We start from the raw sequence: 23575 nt of genomic DNA, 5'->3' as shown, positions 1-23575 counted from the left end.
GTTGCCTGCCGCCGGCTCAGATCTGCCGTGATCGTCCTGCCCAGTACTCCTGGCGCAGTGCGCTGCGCAGTACCTTGCCGGCAGGGGAACGCGGCAGCGTGACGATGAAATCGATGCTGCGCGGCCATTTCTGCTTCGCGAGACGCTCGGCGCAGAAATCCAGCAACGACTGGCGCATGGCGTCGTCACCCGCAAAGCCGGCACGCAGCTCCACCACAGCCCTGACCTCCTCGCCCAGATCCTCGTCCGGTACGCCGACGCAGGCGACATCGGCCACGGCGCGGTGCTGCGCCAGCACGTCGTCGATCTCCTGCGGGTAGATGTTCACACCGCCCGAGATGATGAGCTCTGCACTGCGCCCGTTCAGGAACAGGTAGCCGTCCGCGTCCAGATAGCCGATGTCGCCCGCCGTGAAGTAGCCCTCGCGCAGTGCCGAGGCGGTTTTCTGCGGATCCTTGAAGTACTCGAACGCACTGCCGCCGGGGTTGACCAGGTAGATCGTGCCGGTCTGCCCGCGTGGTACCTCGTTGCCGGCGTCGTCGAGGATGCGCAACTGTCCCTGTGCAGGCCGCCCCACGGTGCCCGGCCTGGCGAGCCATTCCTGCGGGCTGACGATCGTTCCCTGGCCTTCGGTGCCAGCGAACATTTCCCACAGGATCGGTCCCCACCAGTCCATCATGCGCTGCTTGGTGTCGATCGAGCACGGTGCGGCGCCGTGGATCACGAAACGCAGGCTGGACAGGTCGTGGTGCTGACGCGTCGTTGCAGGCAGTTGCAGCAGGCGGCTGAACATCGTGGGTACGCAGAAGGTGTGCGTGATCCGGTGCTGCTCGATCAGCGCCAGCATCCTCTCCGGATCCCAGTGATCCATCAGGACGACGCCGATGCCGGCCGTGAGCGGTGTCGTGAAGCACAGCGCGAACGGCCCGGTGTGATACAGCGGCCCGGTTGCCAGTGCGCGATCGTCGCCGCTCACGGGGTCGAACTGGAATACCGCGGTCAGCAGTTGCTGCAGATGCGCCGCGTGTCGTGGATCGGGCAGCGCGCGGTAAACCCCCTTGGGGCGGCCGGTGGTGCCCGAGGTATACAGCATGGTGTTGCCGAGCGCCGGGTCGGCAATGTCGCGTTCGTCCATGCCGGCCAGCGCGTCGTGCCATTCCGTGTAGCCCGGCAGTTCGCCGCCGATGCTCACGCGCAGCGCCAGCGCCGCAATCCGTGCGCAGCCGGCGGCTGCATCGGCCACACGGGTGTCGAGAAACAGCGCCTTCGCCTCGCAGTTCTCGACGATGTAGCGGATGTCCTCGGGTGTCAGGTGCCAGTTCACCGGGGTGAGACGCAGGCCGGCGCGATGGGTCGCGAAACGTACCACGGCGAACTCGTTACGGTTGCCGCAAACCAGTGCGACGGCGTCACCGCGTTCGAGTCCGGCCATGCGCAGGCGTTGTACCAGGCGGTTGGCGGCGGCGTTCAGCTCGGCAAATGTCATCTCGCCGTGTTCCGACCACAACGCTATGCGCCGCGGGTCTGCTGCCGCCACGGCAGCAATCTCCATCCCTTCGGGTGCACGTGCGCACGCGAGCTCGAATACCGATTCCGCCATGCCGGTTACTCTCCGGTGAACTGTGGTTGACGCCTTTCCTTGAACGCGCGCGGACCCTCGCGCGCATCACGCGTCATCATGATGCGCGCCGCTTCCTCGGCTTCGCGTGTAAAGGCTTCGTTCCATGTCTCGGTATGGCTCTCGAGCACGGTGCGCTTGATCGCGGCGAGTGCGAGCGGTGCGTTGGCCGCGATGCGGGTGGCGAGCGCGTCGGCGCGTGTCAGCAACTCGTGCGGTGCCACCACTTCGCTGATCAGCCCCCACGCCAGGGCGGTGGTGGCGTCGATCGGGTCGCCGGTCAGCAGCAGGTGCATCGCGTGCGCGTACGGCAACTGGCGTGCCAGGCGCACCATCGATCCGCCGCCGGGAACGACTCCCACCTTCGGTTCGGGGAGTCCGAACCGTGCGTTGCTGGCGGCTATGCGCACGTCGGTCGCCTGCAGCAGTTCGCAGCCGCCACCGAGTGCGTAACCGTTCACCGCCGCGACCACCGGCTTGTACAGCGGTTCGCCCTTCAGCAGCATCTTGTCGCCGATCGCCGGGTCGGCCAGCAGGCGTTCCTCGGTGGCGTCCTGCGGCGTGCGGGCACCGCTCCACAGCGGGATCAGGCCGCCCAGATCGCCACCGCAGCAGAAGTCGCGCTCGCCGGCACCGGTCAGTACCGCGACGCGCACGGCCGTGTCGCTGCGCACTTCCTGCCACGCGTCGGCGAGGCCGACGAATGCCGCCGGGCTGAGGGTGTTGCGTGCCTGCGGGCGGTTGATCGTGATCCACGCCACGGCGCCACGTCTCTCGTACAGAATGTCGCTCATCGTCGTTCTCCTGCAGAGTCCAGATCACCGGTGTCCAGGGTGCGTCCCAGTCGCTCCACGGTGTCGACGTACTCGCTCACCATGTCCGCGATCACGCTGCGGCAGTCGCGCTCGTCGTTGCACAGCCCGATGGTCTGGCCGCACGGGTAGAAGGCCAGCTCCTCGTTGTTCGAGCGTGCGATGCGCAGATGCGCTTCCTGCGTCAGGATGCCCTGTAATGGGAGCGGCAGGAAGCCCGGGCAGTCCGGAGCTTCCCACGCATCGGTCCACGCCGAGCGCAGCATGCGCGCCGGCTTGCCGGAAATCACCCGCGAACGCACCGTCTGATCGCTGCCGGCGGCAAGCAACTTGCGCTTTGGCAGCGGCCCCACCTCGGATTCGGGCGTCGTGAGCCAGACCGAGCCGCACCACACGCCGACGGCGCCGAGTGCCATCGCGGCAGCGATCTGGCGGCCATTGGCGATGCCGCCGGCGGCGAGCACCGGCAACGGTGCCACGGCGTCGACCACCTGCGGCACCAGCACCATCGTCGTGATTTCGCCGGTGTGACCGCCTGCTTCATGACCCTGGGCGATCACGAAGTCCACGCCACCGTCACGATGCGCGAGCGCATGCTCCACCTTGCCCGCCAGTGCACCAACCAGGATGCCGCGCTCCCGGCATTCGGCCAGGATGTCCGCTGGCGGCGTGCCGAGTGCATTGACCAGCACCTTCAGTCCCGGGTACGCGAACGCCACCTCCAGCAGGGCACGGCAGATCTCGTGCGTCCAGCCGATCTGCTCGCCGCTGATGCCGCCGTGCACGGTGCTGCCGCTGCTGCCGTCCCCCGGCAGCGGTGCGATGCCGTAGCGCGCCAGCACGCTTTCGAGCCATTGTCGATGGCTGGCGGGAATCATCGATTGCAGGTCGGGCACCGCACCGGACTCGAACTTCTTCGGCATGATCACGTCGATGCCGAACGGCTTGCCGTCGAGTCGTTGCACGATCCAGTCGAGCTCCTGGCGAAGCTGCTCAGGCGTGAAGCCCGCAGCGCCAAGAACGCCGATGCCACCGGCGCGCGATACCGCTGCAACCACGTCGCGGCAATGCGTGAAGGCAAAGATCGGCAGTTCGATTCCGAGTCGCCGGCAGAGGTCATTGTGCATATGGTCGTTCCTCCCTGCGGCGCACACCGCCCGATACGAAGGCGTCGTTGCACGCGTCCCGGCGGCTTGCCGCAGTTGCTGTGGACCCGTCTATCATGGCTGCACGCAACCGATACGGGAAGCCAGTGAGCACGCTCGATCGCGACACGCTCGTCGCCTATCTGCAGTGCCGGTACGAGGTGCATGCGCGACGCCCCTTCGTGCTGCGCGTCGGTGAACGCAGCCGGGCGTTGGCTGCACTGTACGCGCGTTGCGGTTCGGCCTGCGCAGCGTATCTGAGCGCGTGCAACCCGCGCGGAGAACTGGTTGGAGCGGAGCGCAATGCGCGCGCCACGAGGCGACTGCAGCGAACTATCGAGCGGCGTGGCTACGCGTGGATCGATGGCTTCGGTCGTGATCCCGATGCTGCCTGGCCCGGCGAGGCGAGCGTACTGGTTCCTGCCTTGGGTCTTGCCGAAGCCACGGAACTCGCCGGGCGCTTCGCGCAGAATGCGCTGCTGTGGGCAGCGGCGGATGCACGCCCGCAACTGATACTGCTGCGCTGAGCGAGCGTTGCGGTGGCATGTCCGGAGCGAGCGCTTTCGCCCGGAAGCGCCGCGATGGCAAGGGATCCGATGCGTTCGTGAAACGGATCGATGCGGAGAATTAGCGTGCCTTGCTCGTGCTGCCTGACGTCGCGTCCTGTGCGATGTTGTCGATCAGGTGCGCAAGGTGGTGCTCGAAAAGCTCATCCGGGTAATTCACTCTGCTCGCGTAGTCATGGAAATTGCGGATCCAGCGGCGGTGGTCTGGTTCGAGCTGTGCGAAGTCGGCGTCGCTGAACTTCATTCCAGCGCCGATGTCGGCGATCTCCGCCTGGATGATGCCCATGATCGAGGTGAAAACCCATAGGGCAGTTCGTGCCTGCTCGTGTCCCTGCAGCCCGGCCTCCTCCAGCGCCTCGAAGACCAGCAGCATCTGTCGCAGCCAGGATGGCGAGATGTGTCCTTCCCAGCGCAGGACGTGCATCAGGTACGGATAGCGCAGGAACGACGCTCGCATACCGTGTGCCCAGCAGGCGATCTTCGTTCGCCAACCCGCCGTCGCAGGTACCTCGATTGCCACGCTGTCCAGAAGCTGAGCCGAAACCGCCTGCAGCAGTTCGTCGTGGCTGGAGAAATAGGTATAGAGCGCCATCGGGGTGAGCCCGAGTGTGCGCGCGATACGGTTGATCGATACGCCGGCACCCGGCTCCTTGCGCAGGATCCCGATTGCACAGGCAATGATGTCTTCGCGTGAAGTGGCCTGTGGCCGGCCTGCGCGCCGCGTGGTCCGTGGACTTGGTGCCGCGTCGCCCGGTGCCTGGCTTGCAATGCGTTTACGGTTCATTGCACGAATCATATTCGTTGGTCAGCGTGGTTGCATGGTTCGACTCCCATCGTTCGATGACGGGCCCGAACGCACGCAGAAATGCCTGCACGTGGGCGGTGCTGCCGTGGGTGTCGAGATCCGCGCGACTGGCCCACTGTTCGAAGCACAGGAACAGGGACGGATCGTCCAGGTCCCGGTAGAAGGAATACACGTGGCAGCCCTGCTCGGCCAGCGTGGGGGCGACCAGCGCGCGCATCGCCGCGGCAACGCTTTCGGCGCTGTCTGTACGAACCTTGATGCGTATGAATGCGGTGTGCATGGGCGTGTCCTCGGGCAGAAGGTGGTAGACAGGCGTTATTATATGCCATATATTAAAACCGTACATCCAGCTCGGATGCACGGCTGGCGAATTCAAGGGGGCCGCCTGCAAGCCCCTTCCGGCCGACTGCCACACGTCTCGAAAGAGGAGGAGCAGGTTCTTGTACCGGGGAAAAAGCCTGAAGCTGTTTCATTGCGTCTGGATGGCAGTCGTCGTCCAGTGCATGACTTCCTGCAGTTCCGTCGCCGTCACGGGCTTTCGTGCCGATCGCAGCGGTCCGCTCACGCCGTGGACCGCCGTGCCGCGACCCGACCCGAGTGCACTGCACTTCGCGGTCATCGGTGATCGCACCGGACTGGCGCGTCCGGGTGTCTTCGAACAGGCGATGCGCCAGGTCGGGTGGATGCAACCCGAATTCGTCATCAACGTCGGCGATCTCGTCGAGGGGTATGCCGGGGAGCGCGGCACCCTCGAGGGCGAGTGGCATCACATCGAGCAGGCCATCGCGACGCTGGATCAGCCCTTCTTTTTCGTTCCAGGCAACCACGACCTCGGTAACGATCTGGCACTCGATATCTGGAAGCAGCGCCGAGGCACGCCCTGGTACCACTTCATCTACAAGGACGTGTTGTTCCTGTGCATGGATACGGAGGACCCGCCCGCGCCGATGCCCGAGGAGATGGTGAAGGGGTTCAGGCAGATGGCTGCCGGTATGGTCACCGACCCGGAGGGCACTGAACACAGGCTCCACGAGGGGCTTGCGCGTGTCAACGCAGAGCGTGAAAGCGGCGCAGCCTTCGGTGGTTCGCTGCTGAACAGCGCCCGTTTCAGCCAGGAGCAGATGGACTACTTCCGTCGTGTCATCGATGCCAACGCGAATGTGCGCTGGACCTTCGTGCTGATGCACAAGCCTGCCTGGGACACACCGGACAGTGGTTTCAGCGAGATCGAGACGCTGCTTGCAGAGCGTCCATACACGGTGATTGCAGGCCACAACCACTACTACCGCTACCAGAAGCGTGCCGGTCGCGACTACATCACCATGGGCACGGCCGGTGCGATTTCGCACCAGGAAGGTCCGGGCAGGATGGACCATATCGCGTGGATCACGCTCGAGGCGAAGAAGGCCCCGAGCATCGCGCAGATCCGGTTGACGGGCCTGCTCGATACGAGTGGTGAGAGCGGTCAGACGCTGGCGCGGTAGGAAATTTCCGATGATTCGAAGGAGACACGATATGAAACACCATATGAAACACGTACCGATCTTCGTGATGATGACTGCCCTGGGTGCGACGACGATGGCCGCAGCCCAGGAGGCCGGTGAGGCGAAGGGCACGACAGGAGCGGTTTCGACGCTCGAGGAGATCGTGGTCACCGCACAGCGTCGCGAAGAAAACCTGCAGGTGGTACCACTCGCGGTGACGGCCCTGTCGGCAGAGACTTTGGCCAACTTTCGTGTCACGGGCATGCACGACCTCTCGGGGTTGTCTCCCAACCTGCACATTGGCCACCAGGGCCTGCAGTCCACCCCGACCATTTCCTTGCGCGGGATCACCTCGGGTACCTCGCAGAACACGGTCGATCCGAAGGTTGGTCTCTACCTGGACGGGGTCTATATCGGACGAAGCGTCGGGGCGATTTTCGATCTCGCCGACATCGAGCGGGTGGAGGTGTTGCGCGGTCCGCAGGGTACGCTCTTCGGGCGCAACGCCACCGGCGGGGCCATCAGCTTGGTCACTGCGGCACCAGCCGGAGAGTTCGGATTCAGGCAGGACATTTCGCTTGGAAACAACGCTGCACGGCGCGCGCGCACCGTGATCGACTTCCCGGCTCTTGGCTCCCTGGCAATGAAATTCTCCTATCTGCACGACGAAGACGACGGCACGGCCAGGAACCTGATTGCCGGCAACCGGATCGACCTGCGGGCACGTGATCCGCGCCTGGGCCAACTGCGTTATGCCAAGCGGCTTGGATCGAAGGATGTCGATGCCTACCAGTTCGCCGCGCGTTTCGACGCCGCCGATTCGCTGGTCTTCGACTACCGCTTCGATTACACCGACAGCGAAACGACGTCCAATCCCATGCAGATCCTCGGGGTCGTGGGGGATACCGCAGCACTCGTTCAGGGCATCTTCGCCTTCCAGCCCTATTTCGGCGGGCAGACGAACCAGAGTCTGAAGCGCCTCGATCGGGTGGCCAATGCGAGCAGCGTCGAGTCGCTCACGATCCAGGGGCACAACCTGACCGTCAGTTGGGACGCGGCTCCCGGCCTGAACCTGAAGAGCATCACGGCGTACCGGGAGATGGAGCAGGATCCGACCATCCAGGACCTGGCTGCCAGCGGCGGATTGCGTTTCACCGTGCAGCAGCTCGGGGCGTTGCTGAGTGGTGATCCGGCAAGCATCGCAGCGATTCCAACCATGCCCGTGGGGCCGAACGACAGCTTTTTCACCTTGCTCACGGCGCGCGAGACATCGCAGCGGCAATTCACCCAGGAGCTGCAACTGACCCTTACGCGTGACGCATTCGATCTGGTGGCCGGTGCGTTCTACTTCGATGAGCACTCTCCGGCCATCAGCGCGCTCGGCATTTTCCAGCCGGTGGCCAACGGTGTGGTGATTCCCACGCCTCTCGATGGCGTCTTCGGCAGCGGTGTGAACGAGTCGATTGCCGACAACCGTTCGCTGGCGGTCTATTCGCAGGGCACCTGGCACGTGAACGAACGTTTCGATGTCACGCTGGGCGCCCGCCATACCCGTGACAAGCGCGAGACGGATCTCATCCAGGCGGGAGCGGCCGGTGCTGGCGGGCTGCTGCAGCCAGGCGTCTACAAGAAGGATTTCAGCAACACGAGCTACGCATTCAACCTTGCCTATCACCTGAGCGAAGCCACGATGGCTTACGCGCGGATTGCCAGCGGCTACGTGTCCGGCGGGCAACTCGATGCAATCCCGTACGGCCCGGAGAAGCTCATCAACTATGAGGTCGGGCTGAAGTCACAGTTGTTCGAGAATCGATTGCGCTTGAATGCGGCCGCGTTCTACATGGACTACAAGGACCTGCAGATCCAGAGCTTCCAGAATGGCGTGCTGCGTTTCGACAATGCGGGCAGGGCAAAGATCCATGGGCTCGAGATCGAGGTGGATGCCGTGCCGTTCGATGGGCTCAGTGTCGGCGGCAGCTTCGGATACCAGAAGGTCGAGTACAAGAAGTTCGTTACCGCCGGCGTGGATATCGCCGATATCGCGCAGCAGCAGTACACGCCGAAGTACGACGCGCGACTGTACGGCCAGTACGACTTTGCCCCCCTCGCGTCGGGATCGAATGCTTACCTGAGACTCGATCTCGTCGGTCAGTCGAAGGCAGCCCTGGGCATCCTGCAATCCGGGGTGCGTGAAGTCGACCGGGTCGCCTTCGAGAAGGCGCACACGCTGGTGGATCTGCGCCTGGGACTGAAGCAGGTGCCCGCGGGCGGTTTCCGACTGGATACCTCGCTGTGGGCGCACAACCTGCTTGATGAAGATGATGTGCTGGTCTTCTCGCCAACGGCAATCAACCGCGCCGGAAGCTACCTGCCGGGACGTACCTATGGCATCGATTTCACCGCACGCTGGTAGAAGGGAGTCATCACCGATGGGGATGAACATGAAGGCAGCCGTATTCCACGGCGCAGGCCGTATCGAGATGCATGCCGACGTCGTGCGCCCGAAGCCGGCACCGGGCGAGGTGCTGGTGCGGGTGGCTGCTTGCGGCATCTGCGGCAGTGATCTGCACATCTATCGTGAACAGTCGGCGGTGACCGAGGCGCTGTACTACGGCACCTTGCGCATCGACGCCGATGGCAAACGCATCATCGGTCATGAGTACAGCGGTGTGATCGCCGAGCTGGGTGCAGACGTCACGGAGTTTCGCGTCGGCGAGCGGGTGGTCGGCGTTACGGCCGGTGGTGGCATGGCCGAGTACGTGTCAGTGCCGGCTTCGCCGTTCCAGCTTGCAAGGGTTCCGGACACCGTATCACTCGATGAGGCAGCAACGACCGAGCCGCTGGCCGATGGGCTGCAAATGGTGCGCAAGGCTGCTGCGCAGCCCGGCGAGAACGTGGTGGTCTTCGGTGCAGGGATCATCGGACTTGGCGTCATCCAGGCGCTGCGGGCGAAGGTGCCTGAACACGGCCGGATCGTCGCGGTCGACGTCTCGGCGCCACGGCTGGCGATGGCGCTCGAGCTGGGTGCAACCGATGCAATCGACGCCAGCAGGGAGGATGTCGTCGCGGCGGCAGGCAGGATCTGTGGAACGCTCGAATGGCCATTCCCGCAGATGTGTCCGCCCAACGTGGCGGTCGTGATCGACTGCGCCGGCTATATCAAGGGCATTTCGGGGCCGCCGCCGCTGCAGACTGCGCTCGAACTGCTGCGACCTCGCGATGGTCGCATCGTCTGCTTCGGTACCTTCGAGGACCGGGTGCTGCTCGATCTGGCGCACCTCATCGACAAGGAGCCGACGATCCACGGTTCCATGGGTTATCTCCCGCAGGAACTGGACCAGGCGCTCGAGCTGATGGCGTCGGGAAAGCTCGATCGACGCAAGTTGATTTCGCATCGCTTTGCACTCGACGAGGTGCACGAGGCCTTCGAGGTGCAGGCAGGTGGCAAGGCAATCAAGGTCATGGTCATGGTGAACGAGGAGCTGCAATGAACACGATGTCGCTGGGTGAGCGTATTGCCGATCTGCTGGTGGCTGAGGGCGTCGACCGTTTCTTCTCGCTGCCCGAAGTGACCTTCGGCAAGTTGCACGACGCGCTCGATCGCCGCGGCGTGCCGCTGATCGCACCGCACCATGAGGCCGTGGCGGGTTATATGGCCGAGGCCTACGCACAGATGACCGGACAGATCGGCGTCTGCGGCGGTTCGGTCGGTCCCGGCACCATGAATCTCTACACGGCAATGGCGCACTCGCGGGAGGAAAACCTGCCCGTGCTTTACCTTGGCTCCGAGCGCACGCTGCGGGCGCGCAACTCGCCGCGTCGAAACAAGTTCCAGGTGCCGCCGAATCTCGACGTCGCACGCCAGGTCACGAAATATGCGGCAATCGTCGAAGATGCGCTGGATGTCGATGCGATCTTCCACGAAGCCTTTCGCCACCTGCGCAGCGGCACACCCGGGCCGGTCTATATCGGTCTGCCTTTCGACCTGCTGCTCGAAGACGCAGCGTTCGGACCGCTCCTCGCCCCCGAACACTACCGGCCCGCGAGCCTTGTCGATACCGTGACCGATGCCGATATCGGGAAGGCCGTGTCCATGCTGCGCGGCGCACGCCGGCCACTCGTCATCGGCGGTTCCGGGATCCGGCTGGCGCGCTCGCAGCGTGACTTTGCCAGCCTGGTCGAAGCCTGCGGCTGCCCGGTGATGCTGACGGTCGGCGGTCGCGGGGTGTTGCCCGATACGCATCCGCAGCTCTTCGATCTCGGGGTCGGTCCGGGCCAGGACATCGCGCGCGAGGCAGACGTGATTTTCGTCGTCGGCGCATCCATCAGCGAGAAACTCGGCTTCGGCGGTAACCCCTATTTCACCGGCCAGCAGGGCTTCCCGGACTATTTCGGCGTTCCGGGCACGCAGAAGTGGATCCAGCTCGAACGCGATCCGCTGGTGATCGGACGCAACCGCCCGATCGATCTGGCGCTGCTGGGCGATCTGCGTTTCGCACTGCCGCGCCTGGCTGCGGCAATCGAGCGTGATGGCAAGCTCGCTGGCGCCGATAGGGTAGGGGGCCTGCAGGCGCAACGCACGCAGTACTGCCGGCAACTGGGCGAATCACTGGCGCGTGATGGCAAGCCGATCCACCCGGCACGTGCCGTGCTCGAGGTGCAGAAGTGCTTGCCGAAGGATGTCGTGATGGTGCGCGATGGTGGTGCGATCAGCGTCTGGCAGAAGGAGCTGCTGTGTCATCCGCTCAGCGAGAATCTGATGGCGATGAAGCAGGGGATGCTCGGTACGGGTCTGCCCTACGCCATGGCCGCAGCGCTCGCGACACGCAAGGACGGACGCAGGGTGTGCCTGATCACGGGTGATGGTTCGTTTGGTTTCTACGCCATGGAACTCGAAACTGCCGTGCGCTACGGCTTGCCGATCGTCATCGTGGTCGCCTACGACGGTGGCTGGGCGCTCGAGGTGCCCTATTACCTGCATGTCGTTGGACGCACCTTCGAGGTGGACCATGAGTTCATCCGCCTTGACGAGTGGGCGAGGACGATGGGGGCACATGGCGAATTCTGCGATTCACCGGACCAGATCGCACCCGCCGTGCAGCGTGCGTTCGACACGGGCAGGCCAGCGCTGGTACAGATCGTGACGGACCGGCAAGCGTCAGCCTTCGAGATGCCGAATACGCATCTGTGGACACGCTGGCACGCAGACCGATCGGTCTATCAGAGCTGAGCAGCCCGGGAGACATGCCGGACGATACGTGCCAGACGACATATCCAGACGACATATCTTGTCATTCGCACGCCGGTTCAGCGATGATGCTGCGCAGACTGTTACCGTGCGAGGGGTTTGCCATGGCGACCGTGAACCACATCCTCGAGAAGAAGGCGCGTGGCGTGAAGACGATCGAGGCGTCGATGACGGTCTACGCTGCGGTCACCCTGCTGTCGACGTACCAGATCGGTGCACTGGTCGTCGTTGAAGGGGGAGCGCCGGTTGGTATCTTTTCCGAGCGCGACTATGCCCGCAAGGGCATCATCCGCGGTCGCAAGGCCGACGTCACGCTGGTTCGCGACCTGATGTCGTCACCGTTGATCACGGTGACTCCCGGTCATTCGATCGAGGAGTGCATGCGACTGATGACCGAGCGGCGTATCCGCCACCTGCCGGTGCTCGATGTGGGTGGGCTGGCCGGTATCGTGACCATCGGCGACGTGGTCATGCACATGATCTCGCGCCAGCAGAGCACGATCGAACAGCTAGAAGGCTACATCACCGGACGGTTCTGATCCGCTGCGGTTTCGCTGCGGTAGCCAGGCTTTTCAGCTCAGCGGCGGTCGCAAAACATCGCGAGGCGTGTGGCGACACCTTCGCATCGGGGGGCGTGTGCCGCAGGGATGCGGCACCCGAGCCTGCAGGGATGCATTTACGGCGTCCCACTGGTGCGAAGGTGTCGTCACGCGCCGGTCATGTCAATGCGTGAGAGACTTTTGCAGTGGCCTCTTTTCAGGGCAGCAGATCGAGCAGCGGCTGCGGGTAGATTCCCACCGCCAGCGTGAACAGCGACAGCAGCACCGTCATGATGCCGCCGGAGCGTTCACTCCAGTTGCGTTCGGCGTCGAGGCGACGCCGGCCTGGCACGGCGAGGAACATCGTCACCACCACGCGCAGGTAGAAATAGATGCCTATCGCGCTGCCGGTGACCAGTGCAGCCACCAGGCCCCACAGATTTCCGGCGACACCGGCCGCGGCGACGTAGAACTTCGCGACAAAGCCCGCGGTCAGCGGAATGCCGGCGAGCGAGAGCATCGCTACGGTCATGACCGCCGCCAGGTAGGGACGCTGCCAGAACAGGCCACGCAGGTCCGCCAGCCCCTGTGCATCGTCACCGCGGTACGGTGATGAGAGCAGGGTGAGCGCACCGAAGGCCCCGAGTGCGGCTGCCATATAGGTCAGCAGGTAGACGCGCAAGGCGTCGTCGCCGATCGTGCTGCCGGCGACGATCGCGATCAGTGCATAGCCGAAATGCGCGATCGACGAATAACCCAGCAGCCGCTTCACGTTGCCCTGGAACAGAGCCAGCAGGTTGCCGGCGAGGATCGACAGCACCGCCAGTCCGCCGAGCAGTGCCGTTGGCAACGCCATCTGCCCCAGCCCCAGCCGTTGCCACCAGCGCAGCAGTACCAGTATCACTGCTATCTTCGCCACGGTGGCGAGGAAGGCACCGATCGGCGCCGGAGCGCCGTGATAGACGTCGGGGGTCCACAGGTGGAACGGCGCCAGCGAGAGTTTGAACGCAATGCCCGCCAGCATCAGTGCAAGCCCGGTAACCAGCAGCGGCTCGCCTGCATGGACGGATTGGGCGAGCGCAGTGAATGCGAGCGTGCCCGTCTGCGCATAGATCAACGCCATGCCGAACAGCAGCAGGGTCGAAGCGGCTGCGGACAGCACGAGGTACTTGATCGCAGCCTCCAGTGAGCGGCGGTCGCGATAGATGTAGCCGATCAGGCCGTACAGCGGCAGCGAGATCAGCTCGAGGCCGATCAGGAACGTCGCCATGTGGTTCGCACCGACGAGCACGATTGCCCCGCAGGTGGCGATCAGCAGCATCAGGTAGAGCTCGTCGCGGTTGTCCTGCAGACCCTCGAGGTAGGCATGCGCCAGCGTTGCACAGCCGAGTGTCGATATCAGCACGGTTGCAGTGCCGAACAGCGACAGCCCATCGTGTTGCATCAGGGCCGTGATCGGCATCTCGAGCGGCAGCGAGTAGCGGGTGAGAAGCGTGACCAGCAGGGCAACGTTCAACCCGACCACAGTCAGCGTCGCACTCAGGAAGTGGTTGCGACGCCACGCGATCGACAGCATCACCGCGACCGCGGTCGTCACCGTCACCAGCAGCGGCGCGAGCGCGAGGAGTTCGGTGGATCCGATCGTCATGGCACGGCGGCTCCTGTGACTTTCAAATGTGGCGCGTAGTACTCGCGCACCAGGGCGACGGAACGTTCGGACAGATCGAGCACGGGCTGCGGGTTCAGCCCCAGCCAGACGATCGCGGCAGCCAGCGTCAGCAGCATGGCCGTTTCACGGGCGCCGGGGGCGCGAATCGCCGCCGCGGAGCGTGCCGGACCGAACATGCTGCGATGCACCATCGCCAGTGAGTACGCCGCGGCGAGCACGAGTCCGGCCGCTGCAACCACGACCGCCACCGGAACCGTTGCGTAGCTGCCGGCAAGGATCAGGAATTCACCGACGAAATTGCCGGTGCCGGGCAGCCCGAGCGAGGCCATCGCGAAGAACATCAGCATCGGTGGCAGGAACGGCATCCGCGACCACAGTCCGCCCATCTGGCGCATGTCGCGCGTATGCAGTCGCTCGTAGAGTTGACCGCACAGGATGAACAGTGCCGATGCGGACAGGCCGTGCGCGATCATCTGCACCACCGCGCCCTTGATTGCCATCGCACTGCCGGCGTAGATACCGATCAGTACGAAGCCCATGTGCGAGATCGAGGTGTAGGCGACCAGGCGTTTGATATCGGTCTGTGCAAACGCGAGCACCGCGCCGTAGATGATGCCAGTGATGCCAAGCCAGGTTGCGATCGGTGCAAATTCGGCTGAGGCGTGCGGAAAGAACGGCAGCGCGAAGCGCAGCATGCCGTAGGCGGCCGTCTTCAGCAGCAGTCCGGCAAGGTCGACCGAACCCGCGGTGGGAGCCTGTGAGTGTGCATCGGGCAGCCAGCCGTGCAGGGGCACGATCGGCAGCTTGACCGCGAATGCGACGAAGAAGCCGAGCATCAGCAGATATTCGACGGTGGGGGCGAGTTGCGTTCCACGCAGGACTTCGTAGTTGAAGCTGAGCACACCGGTGGTGTCGAAGTGCGCGAATGCGAGTCCCAGTATCGACAGCAGCATCAGCAGCCCCGACGCCTGCGTATAGATGAAGAACTTCGTTGCAGCCGAGATACGCGATTTGCTGCTCGCCGCGCGATGTCCCCACAGCGCGATCAGGAAGTACATCGGTACCAGCATCATTTCCCAGAACAGGAAGAACAGGAACAGGTCGAGCGCCAGGAATACACCGATCACACCGCCGAGGATCCACAGCAGGTTCAGGTGGAAGAAACCGGTGTTGCGGCGGATCTCGCTCCACGAACACAGTACCGACAGCACGCCGAGGAAACCGGTCAGCACGATCAGCGCAAGCGACATTCCGTCGACGCCCAGGTGGATGTCGATGCCGAGCGTCGGGATCCACTCCATGCGGAACTGCATCTGCCACTGGGGTGCGTCGAGCACGTTCGCGCCGAGGTGGTAGTCGCCGGTGAGCCACAGATTGACAGCCAGTGCGGTGACCACTGTCATCGCGATCAGCGCGATCCAGCGTGGCGTGTTGCCGTAGCCGTCGGTCTGCCAGCACAGCAGTCCGGCGAGAATCGGAATCAGGATCAGCCAGGCGAGCAGCATGACCGGCGCTTCCCCTAGTGCAGGTTGATCATGACTACGGCCAGCATCGCCAGCGCGCCGAGCGCGATCGAGGCGATATACCAGCGCAGCCTGCCAGTTTGCGGCGTTACAGTGGCGCGATTCGCCACGCGCACGGCGAGCGGCAACAGGCCGACCGTCATGTCGAGCCCGTCGCGACGTTCCTCGCGCGCGAGGAAGCGGAACGGGCGCACGATCAGCCGGTCGTACAGCGCGTCGAAGCCGAAGGCGTTCAGCCACCAGTGGGCGATGAAGCGTCCCGGGGCAGTTGCCGCGATCCGGTTCACGAGTTCACGTCGGCCGAGGAACAGCCATGCCGCGAGCGCGATGCCGACGATCCCGGTCCCGGCCGACAGTGCTTCGACGAAGTGCTTGCCAGAGCCGCCGTCCTCGCCGGGCGAGAGCGGCAGCACGTCGGCGAGAGGCAGCCTGATCAGTCCGCCGAGGGCGGTCGAAAGCACGAGCAGGATCGCGAGTGGCACGACACGGGCCAGTCCCGGGCGCTGATGCACGTGGAGCTGCTCCTGCCCGTGGAACACGGTGAAGATCAGGCGGAATGTGTAGACCGAAGTGAGCAGTGCACCCACCATGCCCGCGGTGACCAGATGCATGTTGCCGGCGGCGTAGGCCGACCACAGGATTGCGTCCTTGGAGTAGAACCCTGCCGTCACGAACGGCAGTGCGCACAGCGCCAACCCGCCGACCAGGAAGCACGCGTACTCGAATGGCAACTGCCGGCGCAGTCCACCCATCTTGCGGATGTCCTGCTCATGGTGGCAGGCGACGATCACCGCTCCGGCGGTGAGGAACAGCAGGGCCTTGAAGAAGGCGTGTGTCATCAGGTGAAAGATCGCCGCGCTCCAGGCTCCGGCGCCGAGTGCGAGAAACATGTAGCCGATCTGCGCCATGGTCGAATAGGCGAGTACGCGCTTGATATCGGTCTGCGCCAGTGCACACACGCTGGCGATCAGCAGCGTGATCGCACCCACATTGCCGACCAGTGCGAGCGCATCGGGTGCGAGCGTGAACAGCCCGTGCATGCGCGCGATCAGGTACACGCCGGCGGTGACCATCGTGGCGGCGTGGATCAGTGCAGAGACCGGCGTGGGACCGGCCATCGCGTCGGGGAGCCAGGTCTGCAGCGGGAGCTGCGCCGACTTGCCGACGGCACCTCCGAGCAGCAGCAGTGCAACCAGCGTCGGTAGCGCATCGCCGCTGGCGAAACGCTGCGGAGCGCGGGCCAGCAGTTCGCTGATGTCGAGCGTGCCGAACGTGGTGACCAGGATGAAGAGTCCGATCGCGAGGAACACATCGCCGATGCGGGTGACCAGGAAGGCCTTCATCGCCGCATCGTTGTTCGCCACGGCACCGTAGTAGAAGCCGATCAGCAGGTACGAGCACAGTCCTACGCCTTCCCAGCCGAGATACAGCAGCAGCAGGTTGTCCGCGAGCACCAGCAGCACCATGCTGGCGACGAACAGGTTCATGTACGCGAAGAAGCGCGAGTAACCCTCCTCGCCGCGCATGTACCACGACGCGAAGACGTGGATCAGGAAGCTCACGCCGGTGACCACGCCGAGCATCGTCAGTGACAGCCCGTCCAGATGCAGCCGGATGCTGGCACTGAAGTCGTCCACCACCATCCAGGTCCACAGCGTCTCCACGCGTGGTTGTCCGAAGTCGAGCGCGAGCAGGGCGGTCGCGAGCGCCGAGATACCGACCGTTCCGGCGCCGATCGCTGCCGTGGCGTTCTCGCCGAGCCTGTTACGCGAGAACGCGAGCAGCAGGTAACCGGCCAGGGGAGCGATGAAAGTGATGCTGAGCAGGCTCATCCGCGCATCTCGCTGGCAGCGTCGACGTCCAGGGAATTGAAGCGCCGGTACAGTTGCAGCACCAGCGCCAGGCCGATCGATGCCTCGGACGCCGCAAGCGCCAGCACCAGGATGAACATGATCTGTCCGTCCGCCTGTGCCCAGCGACTGCCGGCAGCGACGAATGCGAGTGCCACCGCGTTGGTCATCACCTCGAGGCACATCAGCATGAACAGGAAGTTGCGCCGCACCATCAGGCCGGCGAAGCCGATGCAGAACAGCGCTGCCGCGAGCAACAGCGCGTGCTCCAGCGGTACCGATGCGTTGTCGATCATCATGCGTCTCCTTCTCCCGCCGTACGGGTCGCGTTCAGCGGTGGTCGTCACGCCCCAGGTGATACGCCGCCACCAGGGCACCGAGCAGCAGCAGCGACGCCAGTTCGACCGCGAGCACATAGGGCCCGAACAGCGCTATGCCGACTGCCTTGGGGCCTACCTCCGTGGCACCTGCGCCACCCGTCGCTCCGGCGATCGCGCGCAGCAGTGCGCCGAGCAACAGGGCTGCAAGCAGTGTCGGACCAGCCCATGCGCGCGGCTTCAGCCAGGCACGCTCCTGCGCAATCGTCTCGTTGCCGAGGTTCAGCATCATCACGACGAACACGAACAGCACCATGATCGCGCCGGCGTAGACGATCACTTCGAGTGCACCGGCGAACGGCGCCCCCAGTGCAAAAAAGACTCCGGCCACTGCGAGCAGCGATACCACCAGGTACAGCAGCGCATGTACCGGTCTTGCGTTCGTGACCACGCCCAGAGTCGCCAGCAGCGCGACCAGTGCACAGATATAGAAGGCCTCTTGCATCGGTTCGGCTCTCCCTACGGCAGCAACGTACGCACGTCGATCGGCTCCGCCTCGTGCTGTGCGGCGCCCTTCGGCTTGCCCGCGATCGCCATGCCCGCGACGCGATAGAAGTTGTAGTCATGATTCTTGCCCGTACCGGCGATCAGCAGATCCTGCTTCTCGTAGACCAGGTCCTGGCGGTGGTATTCGGCAAGCTCGAAATCCGGGGTGAGCTGGATCGCACTGGTCGGGCACGCCTCCTCGCACATGCCGCAGAAGATGCAGCGCGAGAAGTTGATGCGGAAGAATTCCGGATACCAGCGACCGTCGTCGCGTTCGGCCTTCTGCAGCGAGATGCAGCTCACCGGACAGGCGACCGCACACAGATTGCAGGCCACGCAGCGCTCGTCACCGTCGGGATCGCGCGTCAGCACGATGCGTCCCCGATAGCGAGGCGGCAGGTACACCGGCTGCTCGGGGTACTGGATCGTCGCCCGCTTGCGTGTCAGGCGCCAGAAGATCATCCACATGCTGCGCAGGTTGGTACCGATCCCGACGAGCATTGTGCGCAACCATCTCATCGTCTCATCCTCTCGCCAGCAGCACGGCGCCGGTGAGCAGCAGGTTCAGCAGCGTCACCGGCAGGCATACGATCCAGCCTGCCATCATCAGATGGTCGTAGCGCGGGCGCGGCAGCGCGGCGCGCAACAGGATGAACAGCATCACGAAGAACAGCGTCTTCACGATGAACCATGCTGGTGCCAGCCACGCGGGTCCCGGTCCCAGCCAGCCGCCGAGGAACAGCGTGGTCAGCAACGCCGAGACGACGACGATGCCGACGTATTCGCCGACGAAGAACATCGCCCATTTCATGCCGGCGTACTCGGTGTGGTAGCCGGCGGCGAGCTCCTGCTCCGCTTCCGGCAGGTCGAAGGGCGCACGGTGCGTGACTGCGACTCCGGCCAGCGCGAAGGTGATGAAGCCGAGAAACTGCGGCACGATGAACCACAGTCCGCGCTGCGCCTCGACGATCTCGCGCATGTTGAACGAGCCGGCCACGGCGACCACGCCCATCACCGACAGCCCCATGAACACCTCGTAGCTCAGCGTCTGCGCCGCCGCGCGCATCGCGCCGAGCAGCGAGTATTTGCTGTCGCTGGACCAGCCGGCGAACAGCACCGCGTAGACGGCGATTCCCGCCATGGCGAGAAAGAACAGGATGCCGATATCGAAATCCGCGACCTGCCAGCCGGGTGCCACCGGCACGATCATGAACGAGATCAGCAGCACGCTCATCGCCAGCACCGGCGCCAGCAGGAAGGTCAGGCGATCCGCGAACGGCGGGATCCAGTCTTCCTTGAACAACATCTTCAGCACGTCGGCAGGCAACTGGAAGATGCCCTGCCAGCCAACCCGGTTGGGGCCGTAGCGGTCCTGCCACAGGGCAAGCACGCGCCGTTCGATGAAGCTGAGGTAGGCGGCAAAGATCACGGCCACGAGCAGGATCACGATCGCCTTGAACACAGCCCACAGGATCGCGATGGTTTCCGGTGCGATGAAGCTCATGGCTTGTCTCCCGGTTCGAGCCGTGCACCGGTACCGGCGAGCACGGGGCCCGTATCGGGAAGTCCGGCCGGCACGCCGATCACGCCGATGGCAAGCGTGCTGCGCAGCTCCAGTGCCGCGCTGAAAACGTGGTCGCCGACCGTGACACGCACGCTCTGGCCAGCGAGCAGCCCGGACCGCCTTGCGTCGTCCGGATGCAGTGCGACGTACGGGGCAGGGACCAGCGTCTGCGTGACCGCAGCGCGCGCCGACAATTCCTCGCTGCCGAACAGATGATAGAGCGGTGCGACCTGCCAGCCTTGCGTTGCCGGCAGGTGCGCCGTCGCATACCCGGCGCTGGCATCGGTCTCGATCAGACGCACACCGGCGTCGCCGGCACGCAAGTGGCCACCGACTTCATCCTGGAACTTGTTCCAGGCTTGCGGTGAGTTCCAGCCGGGACTCCAGGCGAACGGTATCAGCGAACCTGGTTCCTCTGGCCCGGCGTGGCCTTCCATCGAGAATGCGAGTGCGCTGTCCGGATCCTGTGGCGTACGCGGCTCGTGCACCGAGATATCTGCGCGCATCGCAGTACGCCCCGAGTACCGTGGTGGTTGGCGTGCGATGCGTCTTCCATGCACGCGGGTCGCTGCATCGGGTGCCGCGGCAATGATCCCGGCCAGTGCCGGATGTTTGCGTGCGCATGCGGCGACTATCTCGTCCAGCGTCTGCCATGGTGCTGCACCTTGCTCGCCGCTTGCCTGCAGCGCAGCCAGCCAGCGCCAGCTTTCGCGGATCTGTGTTGCGATATTGAAGTACGCTGGATCATAGACCTGGAAGTAGCGCTGGGCGCGACCCTCGCTGCTGACCAGTGTGCCGTCGCCTTCGGCAAAGCTCGCACTCGGCAGCAGCAGGTGTGCCTGCTGTGCAGTCCGGGTGAGTTGGTGGTCGATCACCACGATGCAGCGAGCACGCGCCAGCGCCGCGTCGACCAGCGCCGCGTCGGCGCGCCGGTAGAGATCGTTCTCGAGCACGAACAGTACGGTATTGGCATCGACGGCTGCCAGCATCTGCTCGACATCACCGCCTCCGAGCAGGGTCACTCCCATGCTGTTGGCTTCCGGCAGCGCCAGCGTCAACGCTGGTTGCTGGCCGCGGGTGGCGAGTGCGCGTGTGATGTTCGCGCACGCATCGAGCAGTGCGGCACTGCGCAGGCCGGTACCGGAGACGATCAGCGGACGCCTGGCGCCTGCCAGCGCGTTGGCCGCTTCGGCGGCGAAGGTGCCGAGTTCCTGGTCCACCGCGATTGCCGGTGCCGCAGGGTCGAGCGCATGCGCAATCGCCAGACCAAGCTGTGCAATGCGTTCGGGGTCGACGCGCAGCGTGCGCTGTGCCGCGTCGTCGAGTCGCGTGGCGTCCACTGCGGCAATGAACAGGGGGTGGCGTTCGCCCTGCCCGATCACGGCGAGCGCTTCGGCCTGCCAGGCGTGGATCCGGCGCTGTGCGGCCAGTTCTGCGGCCTTGCCGCGTACGGCCTGGCGCAGCGCGAGTGCCACGCGCGGCGCGGTCATGGTAGGGTCTTCGCCGAGCACCAGGATGGCGTCGCAGGACTCGATCTCGCGCAGCGACGGGGTGCGTGCCGCGCCGTGACGCAGTAACGCCAGAGTCTGTGTGAACAGTGCGGCCTCGGCGGCATCGGTTCCGATCGAGAAGTTTGCGGCACCGACCAGTTGCTGCAGGGCAAAGTTGCTTTCCAGGCTCGCGCGTGGCGAACCGATGCCGACCAGGCGAGCATCGCGCATCACGGTTGCGACGCGCTCGAGTCCACCGGCGACGCTCGCCGCCTCGAACTCGGAACCGGCGCGCGCGAACATCTGGCGCGGGCGGTCGGGACGATTCACGTAGCCGTAGCCGAAGCGCCCGCGATCGCACAGGAAATAATGATTCACCGCGCCGTTGAAGCGGTTTTCGATGCGGCGCAACTCGCCGTAGCGTTCGCCTGCGCTGGTATTGCAGCCCACCGCGCACTGCTGGCACACGCTGGGGCCGAACTGCATGTCCCACTTGCGGCTGTAACGATCGGAATGTGTGCGATCGGTGAACACGCCGGTAGGGCAGACTTCGGTGAGGTTCCCCGAAAACTCGTTTTCGAGCAGACCGTCGCCGACACGCCCGAAGTAGACGCTGTCGTGTGCGGCAAAGACGCCGAAATCGCTGCCGTCGGCATAGTCGTTGTAGTAGCGCACGCAACGGTAGCAGGCGATGCAGCGGTTCATCTCGTGGTTGATGAACGGGCCGAGGTCCTGGTTGTGGTGGGTGCGCTTGTCGAAACGGAAGCGGCGTTCGCTGTGACCGCTCATCACCGTCATGTCCTGCAGGTGACAATGTCCGCCTTCCTCGCACACCGGGCAGTCGTGCGGGTGGTTGACCATCAGGAACTCGATGACGCTCTTGCGGAATTCGCGGGCCTCCTCGTCGTCGATCGAGATCCAGCTGTTGTCCGTGGATGGCGTCATGCACGACATCACGATGCGACCCTGCCGATCGTCCGCGTCGCGGTACATCTTGACGGCGCACTGGCGGCACGCGCCGACCGAACCGAGCGCCGGGTGCCAGCAGAAGTACGGTATGTTCAGCCCCAGCGACAGACACGCGTGCAGCAGGTTGTCGCTGCCCTCGACCTCGTAGCTCTTGCCGTCGACGTGGATCGTCGCCATCACACGGTTCCCTTGCTTGCTGCAGGCGCATGGATGCCGCTTTCGAACTCGGAGCGGAAAAAGCGCAGTGCGCTCTGCAGCGGTTCGACGGCACCGGGAGCGAGCGCGCAGTGTGTGCGCCCCGGGCCCAGGTGCCTGGTCATGCCTTCCAGTATCTCGATATCGCCGGGGCGTCCCTCGCCGCGCTCGATGGCACGCAGCAGCTTGACCGACCACGGCAATCCGTCGCGGCATGGCGTGCACCAGCCGCACGACTCGCGTGCGAAGAATTCCTCGAGGTTGCGCACCACTGCCACGATCGGCTGGCTGCGATCGACGACCATGATCAGTCCGGTCCCGAAGCGGCTGCGCGCCTTGGCGATCGTGTCGTAGTCCATCGCAAGGTCGAGGTGCTCGGGCAGCAGGAAGTCGGTGGAGGCACCGCCGGGCAGCCATGCCTTGAGTTCCAGCCCGGGTTGCATCCCGCCGGCGTGTTCCTCGAGGATCTCGCGCGCGCTGGTACCGATCGGCAGTTCCCACAGGCCGGGGCGGCGTACGCGCCCGCAAGCGCCGTACAGCTTGGTGCCGCTGTCGCTGCTCAGGCCGCGTGACAGGCCCGCGTACCACTGCGCGCCCTGCAGCACGATTTCGGGCAGGTTGCACAGGGTTTCGACGTTGTTGACGATCGTCGGCCGTCCCCACGCACCGGCGATCTGCGGGAACGGCGGCTTTGCGCGCGGGTTGGCGCGCCGGCCCTCGAGCGAGTTGATCAGCGCGGTCTCTTCACCGCAGATGTAGCGACCGGCGCCGGAGTGCACGAACAGGTCGAAGTTCCAGCCGGTGCCGAGGATGTTCTGCCCCAGGTAGCCCCGCTCGCGCGCCTCGGCAAGCGCACGCTGCAGGCGTTCGGCTGCCAGCACGTATTCACCGCGCAGGAAGATGTAGCCGCGTGTGGCCTGGATCGCCCATGCGGCGAGGATCATCGATTCGATGAGCTGGTGCGGCAACTGCTCCAGCAGGAGGCGGTCCTTGAAGGTGCCGGGCTCCATTTCGTCGGCATTGCACAGCAGGTACTTGGTGCCTGCGTCGGCATCCATTGGCACCAGGCTCCACTTGACGCCGGTCGGGAACCCGGCGCCGCCGCGCCCGCGCAGGTTCGAATCCTTGACCAGCTGTGTCAGTGCCGTCGGCTCGATGCCCGGGAGCGCCTTGCGTACCGCAGCGTAGCCATCGAGTGCCTCGTAGGCCGCGATTGCGGTCATCGGCTGCTCGTG

20 protein-coding genes are annotated in these 23575 nt (G+C 64.8%); 6 read left to right on the top strand and 14 right to left on the bottom strand.

Features of this window, described 5'->3' with window-relative positions; genetic code table 11:
* Nucleotides 1-16: 16 nt before the first annotated feature.
* From H7A12_05115 to H7A12_05105, 3 genes are read right to left on the bottom strand one after another with little or no spacing between them, the layout of a single operon-like run.
* Nucleotides 17-1600, bottom strand: a complete 1584-nt coding sequence (locus tag H7A12_05115; GenBank protein MCP5320193.1) for an AMP-binding protein — start codon at nt 1598-1600, stop codon at nt 17-19.
* A gap of 5 nt (nt 1601-1605) precedes the next feature.
* A complete protein-coding gene (locus H7A12_05110; GenBank protein MCP5320192.1) occupies nt 1606-2412 on the bottom strand; it encodes an enoyl-CoA hydratase/isomerase family protein in 807 nt (268 codons plus the stop codon).
* The gene (locus H7A12_05105; protein MCP5320191.1) at nt 2409-3557 is read right to left on the bottom strand and encodes a nitronate monooxygenase; all 1149 of its coding nucleotides are present in this window, start codon (nt 3555-3557) and stop codon (nt 2409-2411) included. The genes H7A12_05110 and H7A12_05105 overlap by 4 nt, the downstream gene beginning before the upstream one ends.
* A gap of 95 nt (nt 3558-3652) precedes the next feature.
* Between H7A12_05105 and H7A12_05100 the strand changes: the two genes are divergently transcribed.
* A complete protein-coding gene (locus tag H7A12_05100; GenBank protein ID MCP5320190.1) occupies nt 3653-4102 on the top strand; it encodes a DUF3293 domain-containing protein in 450 nt (149 codons plus the stop codon).
* A 100-nt stretch (nt 4103-4202) separates the two neighbouring features.
* Here H7A12_05100 and H7A12_05095 read toward each other — a convergent pair whose 3' ends face one another.
* Both H7A12_05095 and H7A12_05090 read right to left on the bottom strand, forming a co-directional pair.
* Nucleotides 4203-4925 (bottom strand): TetR/AcrR family transcriptional regulator, encoded by a 723-nt coding sequence (locus H7A12_05095; protein MCP5320189.1) that lies wholly within the window; start codon nt 4923-4925, stop codon nt 4203-4205.
* Nucleotides 4915-5226 (bottom strand): antibiotic biosynthesis monooxygenase, encoded by a 312-nt coding sequence (locus H7A12_05090; GenBank protein MCP5320188.1) that lies wholly within the window; start codon nt 5224-5226, stop codon nt 4915-4917. The genes H7A12_05095 and H7A12_05090 overlap by 11 nt, the downstream gene beginning before the upstream one ends.
* Before the next feature lie 223 nt (nt 5227-5449).
* Here H7A12_05090 and H7A12_05085 point away from each other — a divergent pair, with 223 nt between their 5' ends.
* The 5 genes from H7A12_05085 to H7A12_05065 all read left to right on the top strand — a co-directional run bounded on the left by H7A12_05085 (nt 5450) and on the right by H7A12_05065 (nt 12217).
* Nucleotides 5450-6430, top strand: a complete 981-nt coding sequence (locus H7A12_05085; GenBank protein ID MCP5320187.1) for a metallophosphoesterase — start codon at nt 5450-5452, stop codon at nt 6428-6430.
* Nucleotides 6431-6473: 43 nt separating this feature from the next.
* Complete coding sequence (locus tag H7A12_05080) at nt 6474-8843, top strand: TonB-dependent receptor (protein ID MCP5320186.1); 2370 nt, start codon at nt 6474-6476, stop codon at nt 8841-8843.
* Nucleotides 8844-8871: 28 nt separating this feature from the next.
* Complete coding sequence (locus tag H7A12_05075) at nt 8872-9921, top strand: zinc-binding dehydrogenase (protein MCP5320185.1); 1050 nt, start codon at nt 8872-8874, stop codon at nt 9919-9921.
* On the top strand, nt 9918-11660 hold the full coding sequence (locus tag H7A12_05070) for a thiamine pyrophosphate-binding protein (protein ID MCP5320184.1): 1743 nt from the start codon (nt 9918-9920) through the stop codon (nt 11658-11660). Before H7A12_05075 ends, H7A12_05070 begins: the two co-directional genes overlap by 4 nt.
* Nucleotides 11661-11782: 122 nt before the next feature.
* Complete coding sequence (locus H7A12_05065; protein ID MCP5320183.1) at nt 11783-12217, top strand: CBS domain-containing protein; 435 nt, start codon at nt 11783-11785, stop codon at nt 12215-12217.
* A 217-nt stretch (nt 12218-12434) separates the two neighbouring features.
* Here the strand turns inward: H7A12_05065 and nuoN are convergent, their stop codons facing one another.
* From nuoN to nuoF, 9 genes are read right to left on the bottom strand one after another with little or no spacing between them, the layout of a single operon-like run.
* Nucleotides 12435-13865 (bottom strand): NADH-quinone oxidoreductase subunit NuoN, encoded by a 1431-nt coding sequence (gene nuoN, locus H7A12_05060; GenBank protein MCP5320182.1) that lies wholly within the window; start codon nt 13863-13865, stop codon nt 12435-12437.
* Nucleotides 13862-15391 (bottom strand): NADH-quinone oxidoreductase subunit M, encoded by a 1530-nt coding sequence (gene nuoM, locus H7A12_05055; GenBank protein MCP5320181.1) that lies wholly within the window; start codon nt 15389-15391, stop codon nt 13862-13864. The genes nuoN and nuoM overlap by 4 nt, the downstream gene beginning before the upstream one ends.
* A 14-nt stretch (nt 15392-15405) precedes the next feature.
* Nucleotides 15406-17241 carry an NADH-quinone oxidoreductase subunit L gene (gene nuoL, locus H7A12_05050; GenBank protein ID MCP5320180.1) on the bottom strand — a complete coding sequence of 612 codons (1836 nt, stop codon included), beginning with the start codon at nt 17239-17241 and terminating at the stop codon, nt 15406-15408.
* Nucleotides 17238-17558 (bottom strand): NADH-quinone oxidoreductase subunit NuoK, encoded by a 321-nt coding sequence (nuoK, locus tag H7A12_05045; protein ID MCP5320179.1) that lies wholly within the window; start codon nt 17556-17558, stop codon nt 17238-17240. Before nuoK ends, nuoL begins: the two co-directional genes overlap by 4 nt.
* A 31-nt stretch (nt 17559-17589) precedes the next feature.
* Nucleotides 17590-18081, bottom strand: a complete 492-nt coding sequence (gene nuoJ, locus H7A12_05040) for an NADH-quinone oxidoreductase subunit J (protein MCP5320178.1) — start codon at nt 18079-18081, stop codon at nt 17590-17592.
* 14 nt (nt 18082-18095) lie between these two features.
* Nucleotides 18096-18641, bottom strand: coding sequence for an NADH-quinone oxidoreductase subunit NuoI (gene nuoI, locus H7A12_05035; protein ID MCP5320177.1), 546 nt, complete (start codon nt 18639-18641; stop codon nt 18096-18098).
* Nucleotides 18642-18645: 4 nt separating this feature from the next.
* Nucleotides 18646-19626: an NADH-quinone oxidoreductase subunit NuoH gene (gene nuoH / locus H7A12_05030; protein ID MCP5320176.1), complete on the bottom strand. Its 981-nt coding sequence runs from the start codon at nt 19624-19626 to the stop codon at nt 18646-18648.
* Complete coding sequence (gene nuoG / locus H7A12_05025) at nt 19623-22322, bottom strand: NADH-quinone oxidoreductase subunit NuoG (protein ID MCP5320175.1); 2700 nt, start codon at nt 22320-22322, stop codon at nt 19623-19625. Before nuoG ends, nuoH begins: the two co-directional genes overlap by 4 nt.
* Nucleotides 22322-23563 carry an NADH-quinone oxidoreductase subunit NuoF gene (gene nuoF, locus H7A12_05020; GenBank protein MCP5320174.1) on the bottom strand — a complete coding sequence of 414 codons (1242 nt, stop codon included), beginning with the start codon at nt 23561-23563 and terminating at the stop codon, nt 22322-22324. The genes nuoG and nuoF overlap by 1 nt, the downstream gene beginning before the upstream one ends.
* Between the last annotated feature and the right edge of the window lie 12 nt (nt 23564-23575).

This window comes from Pseudomonadales bacterium (assembly GCA_024234165.1).
Taxonomy (GTDB): Bacteria; Pseudomonadota; Gammaproteobacteria; order Pseudomonadales; family UBA5518; genus UBA5518.
Note: the sequence above shows the minus strand (reverse complement) of the source record. Positions and strands in the feature narration are given on the sequence as shown.

Bases quoted from the DNA above. Each gene is read 5' to 3' on its own strand.
- H7A12_05075 (MCP5320185.1), top strand. From the start codon at position 8,872: ATGAAGGCAGCCGTATTCCACGGCGCAGGCCGTATCGAGATGCATGCC.
- H7A12_05080 (MCP5320186.1), top strand. From the start codon at position 6,474: ATGAAACACGTACCGATCTTCGTGATGATGACTGCCCTGGGTGCGACG.
- nuoN (MCP5320182.1), bottom strand. From the start codon at position 13,865: ATGACGATCGGATCCACCGAACTCCTCGCGCTCGCGCCGCTGCTGGTG.
- nuoK (MCP5320179.1), bottom strand. From the start codon at position 17,558: ATGATGATCGACAACGCATCGGTACCGCTGGAGCACGCGCTGTTGCTC.
- nuoJ (MCP5320178.1), bottom strand. From the start codon at position 18,081: ATGCAAGAGGCCTTCTATATCTGTGCACTGGTCGCGCTGCTGGCGACT.
- H7A12_05090 (MCP5320188.1), bottom strand. From the start codon at position 5,226: ATGCACACCGCATTCATACGCATCAAGGTTCGTACAGACAGCGCCGAA.
- nuoH (MCP5320176.1), bottom strand. From the start codon at position 19,626: ATGAGCTTCATCGCACCGGAAACCATCGCGATCCTGTGGGCTGTGTTC.
- H7A12_05085 (MCP5320187.1), top strand. From the start codon at position 5,450: ATGACTTCCTGCAGTTCCGTCGCCGTCACGGGCTTTCGTGCCGATCGC.
- H7A12_05115 (MCP5320193.1), bottom strand. From the start codon at position 1,600: ATGGCGGAATCGGTATTCGAGCTCGCGTGCGCACGTGCACCCGAAGGG.
- H7A12_05110 (MCP5320192.1), bottom strand. From the start codon at position 2,412: ATGAGCGACATTCTGTACGAGAGACGTGGCGCCGTGGCGTGGATCACG.
- nuoM (MCP5320181.1), bottom strand. From the start codon at position 15,391: ATGCTGCTCGCCTGGCTGATCCTGATTCCGATTCTCGCCGGACTGCTG.
- H7A12_05065 (MCP5320183.1), top strand. From the start codon at position 11,783: ATGGCGACCGTGAACCACATCCTCGAGAAGAAGGCGCGTGGCGTGAAG.
- H7A12_05070 (MCP5320184.1), top strand. From the start codon at position 9,918: ATGAACACGATGTCGCTGGGTGAGCGTATTGCCGATCTGCTGGTGGCT.
- H7A12_05100 (MCP5320190.1), top strand. From the start codon at position 3,653: ATGGCTGCACGCAACCGATACGGGAAGCCAGTGAGCACGCTCGATCGC.
- nuoL (MCP5320180.1), bottom strand. From the start codon at position 17,241: ATGAGCCTGCTCAGCATCACTTTCATCGCTCCCCTGGCCGGTTACCTG.
- nuoI (MCP5320177.1), bottom strand. From the start codon at position 18,641: ATGAGATGGTTGCGCACAATGCTCGTCGGGATCGGTACCAACCTGCGC.
- nuoG (MCP5320175.1), bottom strand. From the start codon at position 22,322: ATGGCGACGATCCACGTCGACGGCAAGAGCTACGAGGTCGAGGGCAGC.
- H7A12_05105 (MCP5320191.1), bottom strand. From the start codon at position 3,557: ATGCACAATGACCTCTGCCGGCGACTCGGAATCGAACTGCCGATCTTT.
- nuoF (MCP5320174.1), bottom strand. From the start codon at position 23,563: ATGACCGCAATCGCGGCCTACGAGGCACTCGATGGCTACGCTGCGGTA.
- H7A12_05095 (MCP5320189.1), bottom strand. From the start codon at position 4,925: ATGAACCGTAAACGCATTGCAAGCCAGGCACCGGGCGACGCGGCACCA.